The following is a 17460-nucleotide window of genomic DNA, read 5'->3' as shown; positions in this document are numbered from 1 at the left end:
CCGGGGCCCGCGGTAGGTTCGGGGCATGCCCTCTGCCGTCTCCGACCTGTTCGACCCCGACGTCTGGACCGCCGCTCCCATCGCCGAGCGGTTCACCGACATCACGTACCACAAGCACGTCTCCGGAGGCATCGTGCGGGTCGCCTTCGACCGTCCCGAGGTCCGCAACGCCTTCCGCCCGCGGACGGTCGACGAGCTGTACCGGGCCCTCGACGACGCCCGTCAGGACCCTCGGGTCGGCGTCGTCCTGCTCACCGGCAACGGCCCGAGCCCGAAGGACGGCGGGTGGGCGTTCTGCTCCGGCGGTGACCAGCGCATCCGCGGGCGCAGCGGCTACCAGTACGTCGGCGACGAGGGCGCACCGCCCGAGGGCGTCGATCCCGCGGCCGCGCAGGCCTCGATGGGTCGGCTGCACATCCTCGAGGTCCAGCGCCTCATCCGCATGATGCCGAAGGTCGTCATCGCCGTCGTGCCGGGCTGGGCGGCCGGTGGCGGACACTCGCTGCACGCGATCTGCGACCTCACCATCGCGAGCGCGGAGCACGGCAGGTTCAAGCAGACCGACGCCGACGTCGGCTCGTTCGACGGCGGCTACGGCAGCGCCTACTACGCCAAGCAGATCGGTCAGAAGCTGGCGCGTGAGGTCTTCTTCCTCGCCGAGGAGTACTCCGCCCAGCGCGCGTACGAGATGGGCGCGGTCAACAGGGTCGTGCCGCACGAGGACCTGGAGCGCGAGGCGATCCGGTGGGGCGAGACGATCCTGGGGAAGTCCCCGACGGCGATCCGGATGCTCAAGTACGCCTTCAACGCGGTCGACGACGGCATGGTCGGCCAGCAGGTCTTCGCCGGCGAGGCCACCCGCCTCGCCTACGGCACCGACGAGGCCGTGGAGGGCCGCGACTCCTTCCTCGAGAAGCGCTCGCCCGACTGGACCGCCTTCCCCTGGCACTACTGATGCCCCGCCCGCTGGTCGCGACGAGCGCGGCCGACCCGCTGGTCGTGCTCCGCGGCCTGGAGGCTGCCCTCGCCGGCGGCCCCGCACTGCTCCCCGTCGCGGTAGCGGGTCCGACGCTGCCGACACCGGCACCGGCCGATGTACCGCAGCGGGTGGCGCTGGTCGTCGAGACGAGCGGGTCCACCGGCACGGGCAAACGCGTGGCGCTGTCGTCCGACGCGTTGCTCGCCGGCGCCGCCGCAGCCGACACCGCCCTCGGCGGCCCGGGAGCGTGGGTCCTCGCGCTGCCGACGCACTACATCGCCGGACTCAACGTGCTGACCCGGTCGATCACCGCGGGCACCACGCCCGTCGTCGTCCCGCCCGGACACTTCGACGCGGCGGCGTTCGCGGACGCGGTCGACCGGCTGGTCGTCGGACCGGCAGCCCCGCGACGGTACACCTCGCTCGTCCCGGTGCAGCTCGCCCGTGTCCTGGACGACCCCCGGGCCGCCGCCGCGCTCGCACGCTTCGACGCGGTGCTCGTCGGCGGGCAGGCGACCCCGGTGGCGTTGACGGAACGCGCACGCGCCGCCGACGTCCGCGTCGTCACCACGTACGGCGCGAGCGAGACGAGCGGGGGCTGCGTCTACGACGGCGTCCCGTTCGGCACCGTGCGCGCCGACGTCGTCGACGGCGAGCTGCAGCTGACCGGGCCGATGCTCGCCGAAGGGTACCTCGGGGACGACGAACGCACGGCCACGGTCTTCACCGAACGTGCCGGTCACCGGTGGTACCGGACCGGTGACGCCGCGACGGTCGTGGACGGTCGTGTCCGGGTGTCCGGGCGCCTGGACGACGTGGTGATCTCCGGCGGCGAGAAGGTCCCGCTCGGCGCCGTGGAGCGGGTGGTCCGCGAACTCCCGGGGCAGGACGGGGCGGTGGTGACGCGGCGGGCGTCGGGGGAGTGGGGCGAGGTACCGGTCGTGGTGACCGAACGGTCCGTGCCGCTCGAGGTCGTCCGGGCCCGCGTCGGTGACGCCCTCGGCCGCGCGGCCCGTCCGGCGGCGGTGCTCGTCGTGGACCGGATGCCGATGCTGCCCTCCGGCAAACCCGACCGGCGGGCGGTCCGGACGCTCGCCGGAGCCGACACCGACTCCGGCACCTGACGGAGTCGACGACCGGAGCCGACCCCGGACCGGACCGGCGCCTGACCGAGGCCCGGCCGACCACGCCACCCGGGCACGGTCAGCGACCGCCGGTCGGTCCGTCGGGCGCACCGCGCGCGGATACGATGGGCGGTCGTGGCAGGAGCGAAGAACACGACACGTCCCAAGGGCAGGTCCGGCAACCCGGCGAAGGCGGCCGCCCCGCAGCGCAGCGCTCGACGCGCGACCGCGCGTGACTGGATCGGCGGCGCGCGCCTGCGGACCCTGACGCTCGGCGTCGTCCCCGTGGTGCTCGGCACCGGCGTGGCGTACGTCGACAGCCGGGCAGCGGGGGACTCCTGGTCGTTCCTGACCGCCGACGGGCACCTCGCCATCGCGTTGCTCGCCCTGGCCGTCGCGCTGTTCCTGCAGATCGGCGTCAACTACAGCAACGACTACTCCGACGGCGTCCGGGGCACCGACGAGTTCCGCGTCGGTCCGGCTCGACTCACCGGCGCAGGGCTCGCGAGGCCACGGACGGTCCTCACGGTCGCCCTGACGTTCTTCGGGCTCGCCGCCGTCGCCGGCCTCGTCATCGTGGTGCTCACCCAGCTCTGGTGGTTGCTCGCCGTGGGGGCGGCGGCCATCGTCGCCGCGTGGTTCTACACCGGTGGCAAGAAGCCCTACGGGTACAACGCGCTCGGCGAGGTCTTCGTCTTCGTCTTCTTCGGTCTCGTCGCGGTGCTCGGCACACAGTTCGTGCTCATCCGTCAGGTCACCGTGAGCGGCTGGGCTGCAGCGGTCGCCGCGGGTCTGTTCGCCTGCGCGGTCCTCATGGTGAACAACATCCGCGACATCGACGAGGACACCGCTGCGGGCAAGCGCACCCTGGCCGTCGTGGTCGGCCGGCCGGTGGCACGGGTGCTGTTCGGGCTCTTCCTGATGCTGCCCTACGTGGTGCTCGTCTGGTTCGTGCTGCTGTACTTCCGCACGGGGTTCACGTACTTCTCGCTGCTCCTCGCGCTGCCGGCACTCGCCATCGGCGTCTCGTCGCGCAAGCCCCGCGAACTCATCACGGCGCTGCAGCTGTCGTCGTTCTCGGCGCTGGCGTTCGGCGTGGTCCTCGCGATCACGCTCGCCGTCCAGCCGTAGCACCGGAGCGCTCCGGGGGGCCGCTCGGCCGGGTGCTCGGCCCCGTGCGTTCGGGGCCGGGACCGTCAGACGGCGTCCGGCCGCTTCTGTACCGGAGCGTCCGTGTCGTCCTGCTCGGCGACGGTCGGAGCGACGTGGGGACGGTCGGTGCGGTGCGGGCCCGCGTGGTCCGGGTCCGAGTCGGCCGCGTCGACGAAGTCGTCCTCGAAGTCGCTGTCCGCATCGCGCTCCGGCCGGGCACGTCGGTCGGCGATCGACGACGTCACCGCGCTCCGCAGTCCGGGCAGCGCGATGTAGGACACGAGCAGGCCGATGAGGGCCGCGCCGATCGCCGCCCAGTACCAGGGCAGCCCGACCAGGAGCAGCAGGACGAGTGCCGCCGCGAAGATGCCGAGCCGGGCGAGGGTGTAGACGAGCCACGCTTTCACCCTGCAAGTCTACGGACGCGCCGCTCGGCGCATCCCGGCGAGACGCCAGGGCGGTCCCAGGCTGCCGACCTAGACTCCGGTGATGGTCAGACTGTGGCTCGTCATCGTCGTCGCCGCCGTGGCGTTCACGGTGTACGCGCTCATCGACTGCGCGACGATGCCCCGGTCCCGCGTGCGTTCGCTGCGGAAGGGCATCTGGGTGCTGCTCGTCATCGTGCTCCCGGTCGTCGGCGGCGTGCTGTGGTTCCTGCTCGGCCGGACGCCGGCGAGCGGACAGCGCGGCAACGGTGGCGGAGGCGCCGGGTACCGTGGTCCTGAAGACGACCCGGACTTCCTCGGGGGCACGACGCCGCCCGGGCTGCAGAGCGACGACAAGGACCAGGACGACGCGACCCTCCGATCCCTCGAAGAACAGTTCCACGACGGCGACGACGACGGCCGCCCCGATCGCTGACGGCGCGTCGGCCGACGCTCCGTCCGCAAACGGCGTGGCGCAGGCGTCCGGCAGCCCGGCGACGGACTTCGCACTCGCGTTCCTGCAGGAGCTCGCCCGCGCCGGCGTGACCGACGTCGTCGTCAGCCCCGGTTCCCGCTCGCAGGCACTGGCCCTCGCGGCGGTGGCCCTCGAACGTGCCGGCGGCATCAGCGTGCACGTGCGACTCGACGAACGCACCGCCGGGTTCTTCGCCCTCGGTCTGGCCGTCGAGACCGGTCGTCCGGCCGCGGTCGTGACCACGTCGGGCACCGCGGTCGCGAACCTGCACCCCGCCGTGCTCGAAGCGCACCACTCCGGCGTGCCGATGATCGTCGTCTCCGCCGATCGTCCTGCAGAACTCCGCGGCATCGGCAGCAACCAGACCACCGTGCAACCGGGCATGTTCGGGTCGGCGGTCGGCTTCGTCCGCGACGTGCAGGCGCCGAGCACGCACGGCGTCGACGACGAGGTGCGTGCCACCGTCCGCGGGCTCGTCCGCGAGGCCGTGGCCGCGGCCGCCGGGCACGCCGGGCAGCCCGGTCCGGTCCAGCTCGACCTCGCCTTCCGCGAGCCGCTCTCCGCCGGGCTCGAGCGGGCCGACGGTGTCCCCGACGACCAGGTCGACCACGGGTACGCGCGGCGCCGGACGACGGCGTCGCTGCCCGAGGCCGACCTCGCCCCCGACGACGAACCCGCCACCGTCGTGATCGCGGGGCACGACGCCGGCGAGGACGCCGAGCGGATCGCCTGGGAGCTCGGAGCGCCGCTGCTCGCCGAGGTGTCCAGCGGCGCACGCTTCGGCCGCAACCTCGTGGCCGCCTACCGCGACCTCCTGCGCGACGAGTCGTTCGGCGGCCGGGTGCGGCGCGCCGTCGTCCTCGGGCACCCGACACTCAGCCGCGAGGTCCCGGCGCTCCTGCAACGTTCCGACGTCGAGACCGTCGTGGTCCGCGGAGCCGGAGCCGACGCGTACGACCCGGCACGGGCCTCCCGGCCGTCGGCGGCCACGCGCGTCGTGTCGGGCGTCCGGGTCACGGGACGGACCGGCCCGGGGCACCGCGCCTGGGTGGGCCGCTGGGTGGCGGCGAGCCGCGCACTCCTGGGTGGCGGCGACGCCGGACCCGACCTCGACGCCAAACGCTCGGCGGACCGCGCCGAACGGAACCGGTTCCTCCGGGACGAGGTCGCGCTGCGTCGTCGTCCGGTGGACCGGGCGATGCTCGCCGAGGCGGTGTGGGGCGTGACGTGGCCACACGACCGGCTGGTCTTCGGCGCCTCGCAGATCATCCGCGAAGCGGACATGACCGTGCCCGGCAAGAAGATCCGGGTGCACGCGAACCGTGGGCTGGCGGGCATCGACGGCACGATCTCGACGGCCCTCGGCATCGCCACCGCGCTCGAGGCCGAGTCCGGCACGGCGGGCACGACCCGGGTCGTCGTGGGGGACCTCACCTTCCTGCACGACCTCGGCGGCCTGGTGACCGGCACGGAAGAGCACCGCCCGCGGCTGCAGGTCGTCGTCGGGAACGACCGCGGGGGTGCGATCTTCCGCGGGCTCGAGGTCGCGGCCACCACCGCGCCCGAGGACATGCGGCGCATGATGACGACGCCGCAGCACGTCGACGTCGAGCGCGTGGTGACCGGGCTCGGGTGGGAGTACCGGCGCGCCGAGACGTGGGGCGACCTCGAGCGCGTGCTCACCGACCCTGCCGAGCGGGTGGTCATCGAGGTCCCGCTGGCCGACTGACCGCGCGGCCCCGCCGACCGGTCAGGCCAGCGCGTCCGTCACCGGCCGGAACTTCAGCCGCGTCTCCGCGACCTCGCGCTCGGGGTCGGACCCGGCGACGATCCCCGCTCCCGCCCACGCGCGGACGGTCCCGTCGTCCTCGATCTGCGCGCTCCGGAGCGCGAGCATCCACTCGCCGTCCCCGGAGGCGCCGAGCCAGCCGACCGGACCGGCGTACCGACCGCGGTCCACGCCCTCGAGCTCGGCGACCAGGCGGACGGCGACCTCGGTCGGTGTGCCGGCGACGGCGGCGGTCGGGTGGAGCGCGTCGGCGACGTCGAGCGCGGTCACGCCCGCGGGCAGGACGGCCTCGACGTCGCTGGCGAGGTGCCACAGGTTCGGCAGCTGCAGGCGGAACGGTTCCGGGTCGACGCGGAGGTCGGCGGCGATCGGCCGGAGCGAGGCGACGAGGCTCGAGATCGCGAAGGCGTGCTCCTGCAGGTCCTTCGTGCTGGCGGCGAGCGTCTCCGCGGCGACCCGGTCGCTCTCGGCGTCGGCACCGCGGGCAGCGCTGCCGGCGAGCACCCGGGCGGTCAGTGTCCTGCCCTCGGTGCGGGCGAGCGTCTCCGGGGTGGCACCGACGAGACCGTCGACCGCGAAGGTGACGCAGGACGGGTAGGCGGCGGCGAGGTCGAGCAGCACCGCCCGTCGGTCGGCGCCGGTCGGGAGGGTGCCGACCAGGTCGCGTGCCAGGACCACCTTCTGCGCCCGACCGGCGCTGATGGCGGTCACGGCGGCGGCGACCGAGGCGGCGTAGGCGTCCTCGTCCACCGCGCCCGGGCGGAGAGCCACGGAGACGTGCGGCCCGACGCGGGGGACCGGCACCGACGTGCTCGAGAACGGCAGGAGCGCCGGAGACGAGGTCGTGTCGATCGCGGTGATCCACGCGCGGCCACGACGACGTCCGACGACGACCCGCGGCACGATGAGCACGCTCGTCGCGGCGGAGTCGTCCGCGAACGCGAAGGACCCGAACGCCACCAGTCCGCTGCCCCGCAGCCGGACCGGGTCGTCGACGACCGCGGCGGCGACGACCTCGCGCCAGACGGCGGAGGCGTCGCGCATCCGTCCGGGCCCGGAGAACTCGAACCGCAGTGCTTCGCCGATGCCGACGATGCCGTCGCCGCCCCGGACGAAGGCCAGCGGGTGTTCGGCGAGCGTGTGGCGGAGCACGGCGCCCGGGTCGTCGAGGATCCGGGTCGAGACCGTGAGCGGTCGCACCGCTGTGGCGGGTCGGGTCACGGACCGATGGTACGCGTCGCGCCGTACCGTGTGTCCGCCGAGAGCGGGACGCGCCCGGGCTGTCACGCTCCTGCACGGCTGCCGGGAAGCGCCGGGTCGCGGGCTCTAGGATGACCAGGTGAGCAGAGCGGACATGCAGAAGCGGCCGGACGAAGTGGCGGCCATGTTCGACGACGTCGCGGCGAAGTACGACCTGACCAACGACATCCTGTCGGCCGGCAACGCTCCGCTGTGGCGCGTCGCGACGGTCAAGGCCGTCGACCCGCAGCCGGGTGAGCGCGTGCTCGACCTCGCCGCCGGGACGGGCACGAGCTCGGCGGCCCTCGCCAAGAAGGGTGCCGAGGTCACCGCCCTCGACCTGTCGTCGGGCATGATCGCGGTCGGTCGTGAGCGCCACCCCGAGATCACCTTCGTCGAGGGCGATGCAGAGCACCTGCCGTTCGAGGACGAGTCCTTCGACGCGGTGACCATCTCGTTCGGCCTGCGCAACGTCAACGACCCGATGCAGGCACTCACCGAGATGCTCCGGGTCCTCAAGCCCGGCGGGCGACTCGTCATCTGCGAGTTCTCGACGCCGCCGTTCGCCGCACTCCGCTTCGGCTACAACACCTACCTCAGGCGCGTCCTGCCGGGCATCGCGAAGCTCTCGAGCAGCAACCCGGCCGCGTACCGCTACCTGGCCGAGTCGATCGAGGCGTGGCCCGACCAGCAGGTCCTCAGCCAGTGGCTCCGCGGGGTCGGCTTCACGATGGTCGCCCACCGCAACCTGACCGCCGGCATCGTCGCGCTGCACCGTGGACGCAAGCCGGTCGCGGGCAGCGTCCGCGAGTCCGCCGCCCGCCGTGCCAAGGCCCGCCGCGACCACCAGCCGACGGGTGAGCAGCCCCGCGTCGAGCCCGAGGGCCAGGCCTAGGCCCCCGGGCCCAGGTCCCCACCGCCACCTGCGAGTACGGAGCAGCAGTTGAACCCGAGTGTCCCGGTCGCACGACGCGCGCCGAGTCTCCGAGCCTCCCTGGGCATCGGCGAGCGGTTGTTCGCCACGCCCGCCGACCGCCGGTTCATCGCCGCGGTCGACGACGGCCTGGAGCACGTCGAACAGGGGCTCGAGGACGCCATGCGCTCCGCCGACACCCTGGCGGACACGACGAGTCGCTACCTGCTCTCGGCCGGCGGCAAGCGGATCCGCCCGACGCTGACGCTCCTCATCGCGCAGCTCGGCGACGGCGTCACCGACCACGTGGTGAAGGCCGCCGTCAGCGTGGAGATGACCCACCTGGCGTCGCTGTACCACGACGACGTCATGGACGAGGCTCCGGTCCGCCGAGGCGTCCCGGCGGCCCACGTCACCTACGGCAACAACATCGCCATCCTCACCGGCGACCTGCTGTTCGCCCGCGCCTCGCTCATCACGGCGGACCTCGGACCCGAGGGCATCCGGATGCAGGCCGAGACCTTCCAGCGCCTGTGCATGGGGCAGCTCCACGAGACGACGGGTCCGCAGCCCGACGACGACCCCGTCCAGCACTACATCCAGGTCCTCAGCGACAAGACCGGTTCCCTCATCGCCACCGCCGCCCGCGCCGGCGTGATGTTCTCGGGAGCGGACCGGGCGCTGCTCGACGCCGTCGGGACGTTCGGCGAGAAGGTCGGCGTGGCGTTCCAGCTCGTCGACGACGTCATCGACCTCGCCCCGGCGAAGGACAAGACCGGCAAGATCGCCGGCAACGACCTCCGCGCCGGCGTCGACACGCTGCCGCTGTTGCAGCTCCGCCGACGCGCCACGACGGACGAGGGTGCCGCGGCGCTGCTCGCCCGCATCGAGCGGGACGTGCGCGACGCCCCGGACGACGCCGTGCACTCGGACGCCTACCAGAGCGCCGTCGCCGAGCTCCACGACCACGACGCCACCCTCGCCACCAGGGCCCTCGCCGCGAGCTGGGCCGACGAAGCCGTGGCCGCGCTGGCGCCCCTGCCGGACGGCACCGTGAAACGAGCCCTCACCCGGTTCGCGGAGACGGTCGTCGACCGCAGCCGCTGACCTGCGGAGACGGTCCCCGACCGCAGCCGCTGACCTGAACGAACTGGAGACCGATCAGTGCCCACCCTCCGACTCGCCATCGTCGGCGCCGGTCCGGCCGGCATCTACGCCGCGGACATCCTCCTTCGCGAGGCACGCGGCTTCGACGTCTCGATCGACCTCTTCGAGCAGCTCCCGGCCCCGTACGGCCTGGTCCGGTACGGCGTCGCGCCCGACCACCCACGCATCAAGGGCATCGTCAACGCGCTCCGGGACGTCCTCGACCGAGGTGACATCCGGATCTTCGGCAACGTCCGGTTCGGGCAGGACATCACCCTCGACGACCTGAAGCGGCACTACAACGCGGTGGTCTTCTCGACCGGCGCGATCAAGGACGCCGACCTCGACATCCCCGGCATCGACCTCGACGGCTCGTACGGTGCCGCCGACTTCGTCAGCTGGTTCGACGGTCACCCCGACGTCCCGCGCACCTGGCCGCTCACCGCCGAGAGCGTCGCGGTGATCGGCAACGGGAACGTGGCGCTCGACGTCTCGCGCATCCTCGCCAAGCACGCCGAGGACCTGCTGCCCACCGAGATCCCGGCGAACGTGTACGAGGGCCTGCGGTCCTCGCCCGTCACGGACGTGCACGTGTTCGGCCGCCGTGGTCCGGCGCAGGTGAAGTTCACGCCGTTGGAACTGCGCGAACTCGGCGAACTGCGCGACGTCGACATGGTCGTGTACGACGAGGACTTCGACCACGACGAGGCCTCGAAGCTCGCCATCCAGACGAACAAGCAGGTCACGGTCATCGACCGCGTCCTGCAGCAGTGGCGGAAGCGCGAGGTGGGCACGGCCAGCCGCCGCCTGCACCTGCACTTCTACGCCAAGCCCCTCGAACTCCTCGGTGACGAGGACGGCCGGGTCCGCGCCATCCGCTACGAGCGCACGCGTCCGGACGGCCAAGGCGGTGTCGAGGGCACGGGGGAGGTGCGCGAGCTGCCGATCCAGGCCCTGTACCGTGCCGTCGGGTACGTCGGGTCACCGCTGCCGGGCGTCCCGTTCGACGAGCGCTACGGCGTCATCCCGAACCACGAGGGCCAGGTGCTCGACGCCGACGCCACCCCGATCCCGGGCGTGTACGCCACCGGCTGGATCAAGCGCGGGCCGGTCGGCCTCATCGGCCACACCAAGTCCGACGCGATGGAGACCGTGCAGCACATCGTGACCGACCAGGGCAGCTGGTGGTCGCCGGAGGACCCGTCGGAGGAGGCCGTCCCGGCGCTCCTCCGCCAACGCGGCGTCGACTTCACCGACCTCGACGGCTGGCACGCGCTCGACGAGCACGAGATCGCGCTCGGTGAGGCCGAGGGCCGCGCTCGTGTCAAGGTCGTGCCGCGCGACGAGATGATCGACGTCTCGCTCCGTCGCAGCCGCGCCGGGTCGCAGGGCTGATCATGACCGGAACGCGCCCGGCACCCCGTACCGGGGTGCCGGGCGCGCCGTCGTCCGGTCGGCTCGTCGGCGTGGACGTCGCCCGAGCGCTCGCGCTGCTCGGGATGATGGCGGCCCACATCGGCGACGTGCCCGACACCGTCGACTGGTCCGACCCGACCAGCTGGGGTGCCGTGGTGCACGGCCGTTCGGCAGCGCTCTTCGCCGTCCTGGCCGGGGTCTCGATCGGTCTCGTCACGGGCCGGGAGGCGCCTCCCGGCCCACCGACGATCGGTCGGCTCCGCGCGCGCCTGGCGCTCCGGGCGGTCGTCGTGGTCGTCGTCGGTCTCCTGCTCATGACGCTCGGCACGCCGGTCTACGTGGTCCTGCCGACGTACGGAGCGCTCTTCCTCCTGGCGCTGCCCGTCCTCCGCTGGCGACCGTGGGCGCTGCTCGTGCTCGCTGCCGTCTGTGCGGTCGCGTCGGCCCCCGTCGTGATCGCGCTCCTGCCCGCCTACGCCGGCGCCGGCATGGTCGGGGTGCAGCTGGGACTCGTCTACCCGGTGGTCACCTTCGCCACGCACGTCCTGGTGGGGCTCGCCGTGGCACGGTCGTGGTCCGGCACGCGGCGGCAGGTCAGGCTCCTCGCATCGGCCGCCGTGGTCGCCGTCGTGGCCTACGTGGTCGGCAACACGGTGGCACCGGTGCCCGCGGACACGACGGGCGCCTTCCCCGGCGTCCCCTTCGTCCCCGCCGGTGCGGGCGTGGCACCGGCACTCGCGCAGGTCCTCCTCTCGCCGCGCGACCACTCGTCGTCGATCGTCGACGTGGTCGGTACGGCCGCGGTCGCCGTCGCCGTCATCGCGCTCTGCAGCCTCGTGTTCGACGGTCGCGGTCCGGCGCTCGCGCGGGTCGCGTTCCCGCTCGCGGCCGTCGGCTCGATGCCGCTCACCGTCTACGCGCTGCACCTCGTCGTCATCGCGGCGTGGCCGGAGGTACCGCACGGTGCGTCGACGTGGTGGGCGTTCACCGTCGGCGCCGTGCTGTTCGCGATGGCGTGGCGACGGTTCCTCGGCCGCGGACCGCTCGAGCGGGTGACCGGCGCGGTCGCGTCGGCGGTGCCCCTCCAGTCGCAGCGGGAGCCGGGCCGCGCCTGACCCCGCCTGTGCCGTGCGACGTGTCGAGCCGGCACGGCGAGCGGGGGACGGGCCTCCCGTGCGGCTACTGTAGCGCCGCCGTCAGACGGGCGATGTTGTCGAAGACCCGCGACCTGCGCGGGCGCGCCAGCCACTCGTCGAGCGTCAACTCGCGGCTGGCGGCGCGGTAGTCGTCCTGCACCTCGCGGAGCGCGTCGACGAACGTCCGGCCACGCACCATCACCGAGATCTCGAGGTTCAGCGTGAACGAGCGCATGTCCATGTTGCTCGAGCCGATGACGGCCACGTCGTCGTCGATCGTGAAGTGCTTCGCGTGCAGCACCGTGGGCGCCCGGTACAGCCAGATCTTCACGCCGGCCCGGAGCAGCCCCTCGTAGTAGGAGCGCTGCGCGTGCCACGTCATCGCGTGGTCGCCGATCTCGCCGACGAACAGCTCGACGTGGACCCCGCGCTGCGCCGTCGTCGTGATCGCGTAGAGCATCGAGTCGTCAGGGACGAAGTACGGCGACGTGATCGACACCCGGTCCTGCGCCGAGTACAGCAGTGCGTTGAACAGACGCAGGTTGTTCTCGCCGTCGAAGCCCGGACCGGACGGCACCACCTGGCAGTCCAGGGCGTCCTGGCGGTCGGCCCGGTGCACGGGGTCGCTCTCGCGCAGCAGGAGTTCGTCGGTCTCGCTGTACCAGTCCGTGACGAACAGGGCGTTGATGCCCGCGACGACCGGCCCCTCGAAGCGCGCGAAGAGGTCACGCCACCTCAGGCCGCGCTCGATGTTGACCTTCGTGTCGTACGAGCGGTCGATGAGGTTCTGCGACCCCGTGAACGCCACCGACCCGTCGACCACCAGGATCTTGCGGTGGTTGCGGAGGTCGGGGCGCTGGAACTTCCCCTGCAGCGGCTGCAGCGGCAGCATGAGGTGCCACTCGACGCCGGCAGCGTCGAGGAAGGCGAGGGTGTCCTTGTAGTACGGGTAGCTCTTGCTCGCCCAGTGGTCCATGAGGAACCGGACCGTGACCCCGCGCGCCTGCGCACGCGCCAGCGACTCGAAGAACGGCCGCGTCGTGTCGTCGAGCGACGCGATGTAGAACTCGACGTGCACGAACCGGCGTGCGGCGTCGACGGCGCGCGTCATCTCCGCGAACGCGTCGTCGTAGTGCGGGTACAACTCCGCCTGGTTGCCGCCGACCAGCGGCATGGACCCGAGCTGCCGGTTCAACTTCGTGATGCTCTCGAGCCACGTCGGCCACGGGTGGTCGCGGCGCACCCGCTCGATGCCTTCGGTCTGCTCGAGGATGTAGCGGTTGATCTCGGTCTGCTTCTCGCGGCGGGACCGGGGGAGCTTCGTGGACCCGAGCAGGAGGAACAGGACGAACCCGATGTAGGGGATGAGGAAGATCGCCAGCAACCAGCCCGTCGCCGTCTGCGGCTTCCGGTTGATCGGCACGAAGACGAGTGAGAAGGCGCGGATCGCCAGGTCCAACAGGACCAGGACGATGATCAGCGCAACGACGAGCCAGTGCTCCACAGTGTCGGGCCTGTCTCTGCGCGGGGGAGCGCGGTCAGCGGAAGTTGATGAACTGCAAGGGGACGTCGAACTCCTGGCCCTTGAGCAGCTGGATGGTCTGTTGCAGGTCGTCCCGGCTCTTCGAGGAGACCCGCAGCTCGTCGCCCTGCACCTGGCTCTTCACGCTCTTCGGCGCCTCGGCCCGGATGAACGCGCCGATCTTCTTCGCGATGTCCTGCTCGATGCCGTTCTTGAACTTCACCTCGATGCGGAACTCCTTGCCCGAGGGGTACGGCTCGCCCGCGTCCAGACTCTTCAGGCTGATGCCGCGCTTGATCGCCTTCGTCTGGAGCACGTCGAGGACGGCGAGCGCGCGCTCCTCGGTCGAGGCCTTGATGAGGACGTCCTCGCCGCTGAACGCGACCGAGGCACCGACGCCCTTGAAGTCGTAGCGTTGCTCGATCTCCTTCGCCGCCTGGTTGAGGGCGTTCTCCGCCTCCATCTTGTCGACCTTGCTGACCACGTCGAAGGAGCTGTCTGCCATGGGGGACAGCCTATCCGCCGTGGCGGGGCCTCGTCCTGGAGGCCCGTGGCCCCGCCGACACGTCGGCTCGGACCCGACGTGGTCACGAGCACCCCCGGACATCGGCTATGCTCTTCACCGCGCCTTCGGTCGGTGACGACACGGGCCGGGTGCGCACACGGCGAGTTACCCAAGCGGCCAAAGGGATCTGACTGTAAATCAGCCGGCGTATGCCTCCGGGGGTTCGAATCCCTCACTCGCCACCGCAGGAGTCCGCAACCGCGCGACCCGACAGGACGGCCCCGTCTCCGGACGGGGCCGTTCTGTGTTCCTGCCGGAGCCGCGCTCGGCCAGTGGCAGCGCAGCCGTGGGCCGGTGTGTCCGGTTGTCGCCTCGCTGCGTCCCCCGGGGGTGGGGTGCGGCAGGATCGAGGGCATGACGGATGCCCCGCTCGTTGCCGACGCCCCTGACACCCTCGCCGACCTGGCGGAGGCGATCGCTCGTGAAGCCGCTGCCCTCGCTGCGCGCCGTCGCGCCGAGGGGGTCGAGGTGGCCGACCGGAAGTCGAGCATCGCCGACGTCGTCACCGCCGCCGACCGTGAGGTCGAGGCCCTCATCCGGCGACGCATCGCCGAGGCCCGACCGGACGACGCCTTCCTCGGTGAGGAGTCCGGTGCCGCCGACGGCGCCTCGGGGCTCACCTGGGTGGTCGACCCGATCGACGGCACCGTCAACTACCTCTACGGCAGCCCCGCCTACGCCGTGAGCATCGCCGTGGTGCGCGGTGTGCCCGACCCGTCGATGTGGGAACCCGTGGCGGGAGTCGTCATCGCACCGGCCACCGGCCAGGTGTACCGCGCCGTGGCCGACGGGCAGGCCACCCTCGACGGACGCCCCCTCACCGTGGCCGCGCCCGGGTCCCTGGCGGAGACGCTCGTCGCCACCGGCTTCGGCTACACCGCCGACCGCCGGTGGGAGCAGGCCGCCGTGCTCGCCGGCCTCATCACGGAGGTGCGGGACGTCCGTCGTGGGGGAGCGGCCGCGCTGGACTGCTGCGCGGTCGGGGCGGGTACCGTCGACGCCTACTACGAACGGGGCATCAACCCGTGGGACATGGCGGCGGGGTCGATCGTCGCTGCCGCTGCCGGAGCCGTCGTCCGCACGTGGGAGGCCGGCGACACGCGGTCCTTCCTGTTCGCCGCGCCGAGCATCGCGGAGGACCTCGTCACCCTCGTCCGCGCACTCGAGGAGGACGTCCTCGGGGCCTGAGCGCCGCCACCCGCTCTGGGGGTGCTGCACGGACGTCCACACGACTGGCGGCGAGCACCGTCCTTTGCTACCGTTCTGGGGTCCCGTTACCTGCTCGTTACCCGACGCGAGCGCCCGTGCCTCGAACTCAGGATCGCTACCGAACACATGCTCGACTCCTCGCAGACGCCCACGACCATCGACCGCGACGCCGACCAGGTGACGCCGTCCGTGCACCTGACGAGACGAGCTCGGATCGAAGCCGAACGCGCCGCCGCCAAGACGACCCGTCGTCGGGCCGAGGCGGTCCGCCCCGCGGCGACCGCGCGCCGGGGCTCCGGGCCCGTCACGCCGCCGGCGCCCTCCTCACCGGTCCTGCCGGCGTCGAATGCAGCACCGCTGACCCCGCCGGCACCGTCCTCGCCGGTCGTCGCGCCGCTGGCCGAAGCCGCACCGGTGTCCGGCCGGTCGGCCGCCACCGCGCGCGCGGTCCCCACGAAGCGGGCGGCCAGCACCAAGCGGAAGTCCGGAGCGAAGCGCCTCGAGCGTGCTGACCGGCCCGTCGGTGTCGCCCGCGCCACGGGCGCGACTGCCCACTCCGCCCGTCGGACGCCGTCCGTCCCGGTCATCGCCGACGGCCCCCGGGTCGACCGCGCCACCCGCCACATCTCCCGCACCGCCCCGACCACCTCGCGAGTGGGCCACGGGACGTCCTTCCGACGCACGGCGTCGGGCGTGACGGTCGTCGGTGCGCTACTCTTCACGGCCGGGCTCGTCGTCTCGACGTCCCTCCCGGCGCAGGCGCTCTACGTGCCGCAGCCCGGTGCCGCGACCGTCCGTGCCGCCGTGCAGGACGTCCAGTCGCTCTCCGTCGGTGACGCGGTCGAAGGCCCCGTCGACCGTGACGCCTACACCGTCTCCCAGCCGCAGCGCGTCGTCCTCCCCTCCACGGGTACCGGGACGGGAACCGGGACCGGGGCGGCGGCCGGAGCGTCGTCGTCGACGATCTCCACGAGCGACACGTCGGGCGCCATCCAGTGGCCGTTCCCGACCGCGGTGCCGATCTCGTCCGGCTTCGGCGGTCGCCAGGTCGCCGGGTGCTCGTTCTGCTCGACCTTCCACCAGGGAGTCGACTTCGCCCCCGGCGCAGGCACTCCGATCGGGGTCGTCGCCGACGGCACCGTCATCAAGGTGCAGGCGAACGACGGCGCCTTCGGCAACGACGTCTGGGTCGAGCACGACGTGGACGGCAAGAAGTTCGTCAGCGTCTACGGACACATGCTCGACAACTCGTTCGAGGTCGTCCAGGGTCAGCAGGTCAAGGTCGGCGACGTCCTCGGTCTCGTCGGCAGCACGGGCAACTCCACCGGCCCGCACCTGCACCTCGAGATCCGCATCGACGGCGTCCCCGTGGACCCGCTGGCGTGGCTCGAAGCCAACGCGGGCTAGGCCCGTAACGGCGTCGACAGCGCGCACGAGGTGTGCGAAGACGGCGTCCGCGAGGGCGGCGCGCCCGGGCGTCGCGGTCGGTTCCAGACCACCGTCGGGGGTCTGCTATCCTCGTGTGGTGCCGCTCGCGGTACTCGCCCCGATAGCTCAGTGGTAGAGCACTTCCATGGTAAGGAAGGGGTCGTCAGTTCAATCCTGACTCGGGGCTCCGACTCGCAGTGTGATCACTCTCGCAGTGCTGATCACTGCGGATCCTTGGCGGGGTAGCTCAGTTGGTTAGAGCACACGGCTCATAATCGTGGTGTCGCGGGTTCAAGTCCCGCCCTCGCTACCGAGCTGGTCGGACGACACGCTCGTCAGACCAGCGGTACGACGCAACAGACGGAAGCCCGGCGCAGCAGCGCCGGGCTTCCGTCGTTCCGGCCCGGTGGCGGTCAGCCGGACCCTGCCACGGTGATGTGCCTCCGGACCGGTCGCGGTCACCGGTCGCGGAGCGCGATCCCCGAGGTGTCGAGTCGGTCGGTCCGGTGCAGCAGCACACCACCGCCGTGCAGGCTCGCCTCGACGAGGGCGGTCACACGGTGCCACGCCGCACGGCGACGGTGGGCTCCGATCGGACCGCCGGCGACCGCCGCCCCGTGGTCTGCGTGCCGGAGGGTCAACACGGCGTGGCCCGGCACCGAGGTCAGCGCGAGCTCGTACCGCCGGTACTGCCGGGTCGGGTGCACGAGGGCGCCGAGCAGTGCGGTGAGGACGCGATCGCCGCCGGACACGACGAGGCGGTCCGTGTCGGGCACGACCCGGTGGCCGTCGGCGCGGAGGGCCGCATCGACCAGATCGACGGCGGTGCAGCGGTCGCGCTCGAGCACCGCGTACTCGGTCGTCGTCTCCATCGCCACTCCCCGCCGGACCACACGGTCGCCCCCCGACCAGCGCCAGCTTAACCGATGCAATCTCATCTAC

The 17460-nt window shown here is 72.4% G+C and carries 16 protein-coding genes and 3 tRNA genes; 14 read left to right on the top strand and 5 right to left on the bottom strand.

Annotated features, from left to right (window positions below; genetic code table 11):
* The first annotated feature begins 25 nt into the window (after positions 1 to 25).
* The 3 genes from DEJ18_RS10720 (at position 26) to DEJ18_RS10710 (ending at position 3234) form a co-directional block, all read left to right on the top strand.
* Positions 26 to 955, top strand: a complete 930-nt coding sequence (locus DEJ18_RS10720) for a 1,4-dihydroxy-2-naphthoyl-CoA synthase (protein ID WP_111080637.1) — start codon at positions 26 to 28, stop codon at positions 953 to 955.
* Complete coding sequence (locus DEJ18_RS10715; RefSeq protein WP_111211606.1) at positions 955 to 2103, top strand: AMP-binding protein; 1149 nt, start codon at positions 955 to 957, stop codon at positions 2101 to 2103. The genes DEJ18_RS10720 and DEJ18_RS10715 overlap by 1 nt, the downstream gene beginning before the upstream one ends.
* A 135-nt stretch (positions 2104 to 2238) precedes the next feature.
* Positions 2239 to 3234: a 1,4-dihydroxy-2-naphthoate polyprenyltransferase gene (locus DEJ18_RS10710; protein ID WP_258371061.1), complete on the top strand. Its 996-nt coding sequence runs from the start codon at positions 2239 to 2241 to the stop codon at positions 3232 to 3234.
* A 65-nt stretch (positions 3235 to 3299) separates the two neighbouring features.
* Here the strand turns inward: DEJ18_RS10710 and DEJ18_RS10705 are convergent, their stop codons facing one another.
* Positions 3300 to 3662, bottom strand: a complete 363-nt coding sequence (locus DEJ18_RS10705) for a DUF4229 domain-containing protein (RefSeq protein ID WP_111080635.1) — start codon at positions 3660 to 3662, stop codon at positions 3300 to 3302.
* 82 nt (positions 3663 to 3744) lie between these two features.
* Here DEJ18_RS10705 and DEJ18_RS10700 point away from each other — a divergent pair, with 82 nt between their 5' ends.
* A complete protein-coding gene (locus DEJ18_RS10700; RefSeq protein ID WP_111080634.1) occupies positions 3745 to 4116 on the top strand; it encodes a PLDc N-terminal domain-containing protein in 372 nt (123 codons plus the stop codon).
* Positions 4117 to 4150: 34 nt separating this feature from the next.
* Positions 4151 to 5884 carry a 2-succinyl-5-enolpyruvyl-6-hydroxy-3-cyclohexene-1-carboxylic-acid synthase gene (gene menD / locus DEJ18_RS10695; protein WP_220034364.1) on the top strand — a complete coding sequence of 578 codons (1734 nt, stop codon included), beginning with the start codon at positions 4151 to 4153 and terminating at the stop codon, positions 5882 to 5884.
* Between the two features lie 21 nt (positions 5885 to 5905).
* Here the strand turns inward: menD and DEJ18_RS10690 are convergent, their stop codons facing one another.
* Positions 5906 to 7165: an isochorismate synthase gene (locus tag DEJ18_RS10690; RefSeq protein WP_111211605.1), complete on the bottom strand. Its 1260-nt coding sequence runs from the start codon at positions 7163 to 7165 to the stop codon at positions 5906 to 5908.
* A gap of 118 nt (positions 7166 to 7283) precedes the next feature.
* Here DEJ18_RS10690 and DEJ18_RS10685 point away from each other — a divergent pair, with 118 nt between their 5' ends.
* The 4 genes from DEJ18_RS10685 to DEJ18_RS10670 are packed head-to-tail and all read left to right on the top strand — an operon-like array spanning position 7284 to position 11773.
* The gene (locus DEJ18_RS10685) at positions 7284 to 8078 is read left to right on the top strand and encodes a demethylmenaquinone methyltransferase (RefSeq protein ID WP_111080631.1); all 795 of its coding nucleotides are present in this window, start codon (positions 7284 to 7286) and stop codon (positions 8076 to 8078) included.
* Positions 8079 to 8126: 48 nt separating this feature from the next.
* Positions 8127 to 9203 (top strand): polyprenyl synthetase family protein, encoded by a 1077-nt coding sequence (locus DEJ18_RS10680; protein ID WP_111080630.1) that lies wholly within the window; start codon positions 8127 to 8129, stop codon positions 9201 to 9203.
* 57 nt (positions 9204 to 9260) lie between these two features.
* Positions 9261 to 10637, top strand: coding sequence for an FAD-dependent oxidoreductase (locus DEJ18_RS10675; RefSeq protein ID WP_111211604.1), 1377 nt, complete (start codon positions 9261 to 9263; stop codon positions 10635 to 10637).
* A 2-nt stretch (positions 10638 to 10639) separates the two neighbouring features.
* On the top strand, positions 10640 to 11773 hold the full coding sequence (locus tag DEJ18_RS10670) for a heparan-alpha-glucosaminide N-acetyltransferase domain-containing protein (protein WP_111211603.1): 1134 nt from the start codon (positions 10640 to 10642) through the stop codon (positions 11771 to 11773).
* 64 nt (positions 11774 to 11837) lie between these two features.
* On the opposite strand, the gene cls is transcribed toward DEJ18_RS10670, so the two are convergent.
* Together cls and DEJ18_RS10660 are read right to left on the bottom strand one after the other, a co-directional pair.
* The gene (gene cls, locus DEJ18_RS10665) at positions 11838 to 13298 is read right to left on the bottom strand and encodes a cardiolipin synthase (RefSeq protein WP_111211602.1); all 1461 of its coding nucleotides are present in this window, start codon (positions 13296 to 13298) and stop codon (positions 11838 to 11840) included.
* 34 nt (positions 13299 to 13332) lie between these two features.
* Positions 13333 to 13821, bottom strand: a complete 489-nt coding sequence (locus DEJ18_RS10660) for a YajQ family cyclic di-GMP-binding protein (RefSeq protein WP_111080626.1) — start codon at positions 13819 to 13821, stop codon at positions 13333 to 13335.
* A gap of 159 nt (positions 13822 to 13980) precedes the next feature.
* On the opposite strand from DEJ18_RS10660, the gene DEJ18_RS10655 reads away from it, so the two are divergent.
* The 5 genes from DEJ18_RS10655 to DEJ18_RS10635 all read left to right on the top strand — a co-directional run bounded on the left by DEJ18_RS10655 (position 13981) and on the right by DEJ18_RS10635 (position 16828).
* Positions 13981 to 14063, top strand: a tRNA-Tyr gene (locus tag DEJ18_RS10655).
* Between the two features lie 172 nt (positions 14064 to 14235).
* Complete coding sequence (locus DEJ18_RS10650; RefSeq protein WP_111080625.1) at positions 14236 to 15069, top strand: inositol monophosphatase family protein; 834 nt, start codon at positions 14236 to 14238, stop codon at positions 15067 to 15069.
* Between the two features lie 147 nt (positions 15070 to 15216).
* Positions 15217 to 16497: a M23 family metallopeptidase gene (locus DEJ18_RS10645; RefSeq protein ID WP_111211601.1), complete on the top strand. Its 1281-nt coding sequence runs from the start codon at positions 15217 to 15219 to the stop codon at positions 16495 to 16497.
* A gap of 136 nt (positions 16498 to 16633) precedes the next feature.
* Positions 16634 to 16705: transfer RNA gene (locus DEJ18_RS10640), tRNA-Thr, on the top strand.
* Positions 16706 to 16754: 49 nt separating this feature from the next.
* Positions 16755 to 16828, top strand: a tRNA-Met gene (locus DEJ18_RS10635).
* A 148-nt stretch (positions 16829 to 16976) separates the two neighbouring features.
* Here DEJ18_RS10635 and DEJ18_RS10630 read toward each other — a convergent pair.
* Positions 16977 to 17390 (bottom strand): hypothetical protein, encoded by a 414-nt coding sequence (locus tag DEJ18_RS10630; protein WP_111211600.1) that lies wholly within the window; start codon positions 17388 to 17390, stop codon positions 16977 to 16979.
* Between the last annotated feature and the right edge of the window lie 70 nt (positions 17391 to 17460).

It is taken from the genome of Curtobacterium sp. MCSS17_015, from assembly GCF_003234265.2.
Taxonomy (GTDB): Bacteria; Actinomycetota; Actinomycetes; order Actinomycetales; family Microbacteriaceae; genus Curtobacterium.
Note: the sequence above shows the minus strand (reverse complement) of the source record. Positions and strands in the feature narration are given on the sequence as shown.

Excerpts from the sequence above, each read along its gene's own strand:
- DEJ18_RS10720 (WP_111080637.1), top strand. The coding sequence starts at position 26 with ATGCCCTCTGCCGTCTCCGACCTGTTCGACCCCGACGTCTGGACCGCC.
- DEJ18_RS10715 (WP_111211606.1), top strand. The coding sequence starts at position 955 with ATGCCCCGCCCGCTGGTCGCGACGAGCGCGGCCGACCCGCTGGTCGTG.
- DEJ18_RS10700 (WP_111080634.1), top strand. The coding sequence starts at position 3,745 with ATGGTCAGACTGTGGCTCGTCATCGTCGTCGCCGCCGTGGCGTTCACG.
- DEJ18_RS10670 (WP_111211603.1), top strand. The coding sequence starts at position 10,640 with ATGACCGGAACGCGCCCGGCACCCCGTACCGGGGTGCCGGGCGCGCCG.
- DEJ18_RS10660 (WP_111080626.1), bottom strand. The coding sequence starts at position 13,821 with ATGGCAGACAGCTCCTTCGACGTGGTCAGCAAGGTCGACAAGATGGAG.
- DEJ18_RS10650 (WP_111080625.1), top strand. The coding sequence starts at position 14,236 with ATGACGGATGCCCCGCTCGTTGCCGACGCCCCTGACACCCTCGCCGAC.
- DEJ18_RS10645 (WP_111211601.1), top strand. The coding sequence starts at position 15,217 with ATGCTCGACTCCTCGCAGACGCCCACGACCATCGACCGCGACGCCGAC.
- DEJ18_RS10630 (WP_111211600.1), bottom strand. The coding sequence starts at position 17,390 with ATGGAGACGACGACCGAGTACGCGGTGCTCGAGCGCGACCGCTGCACC.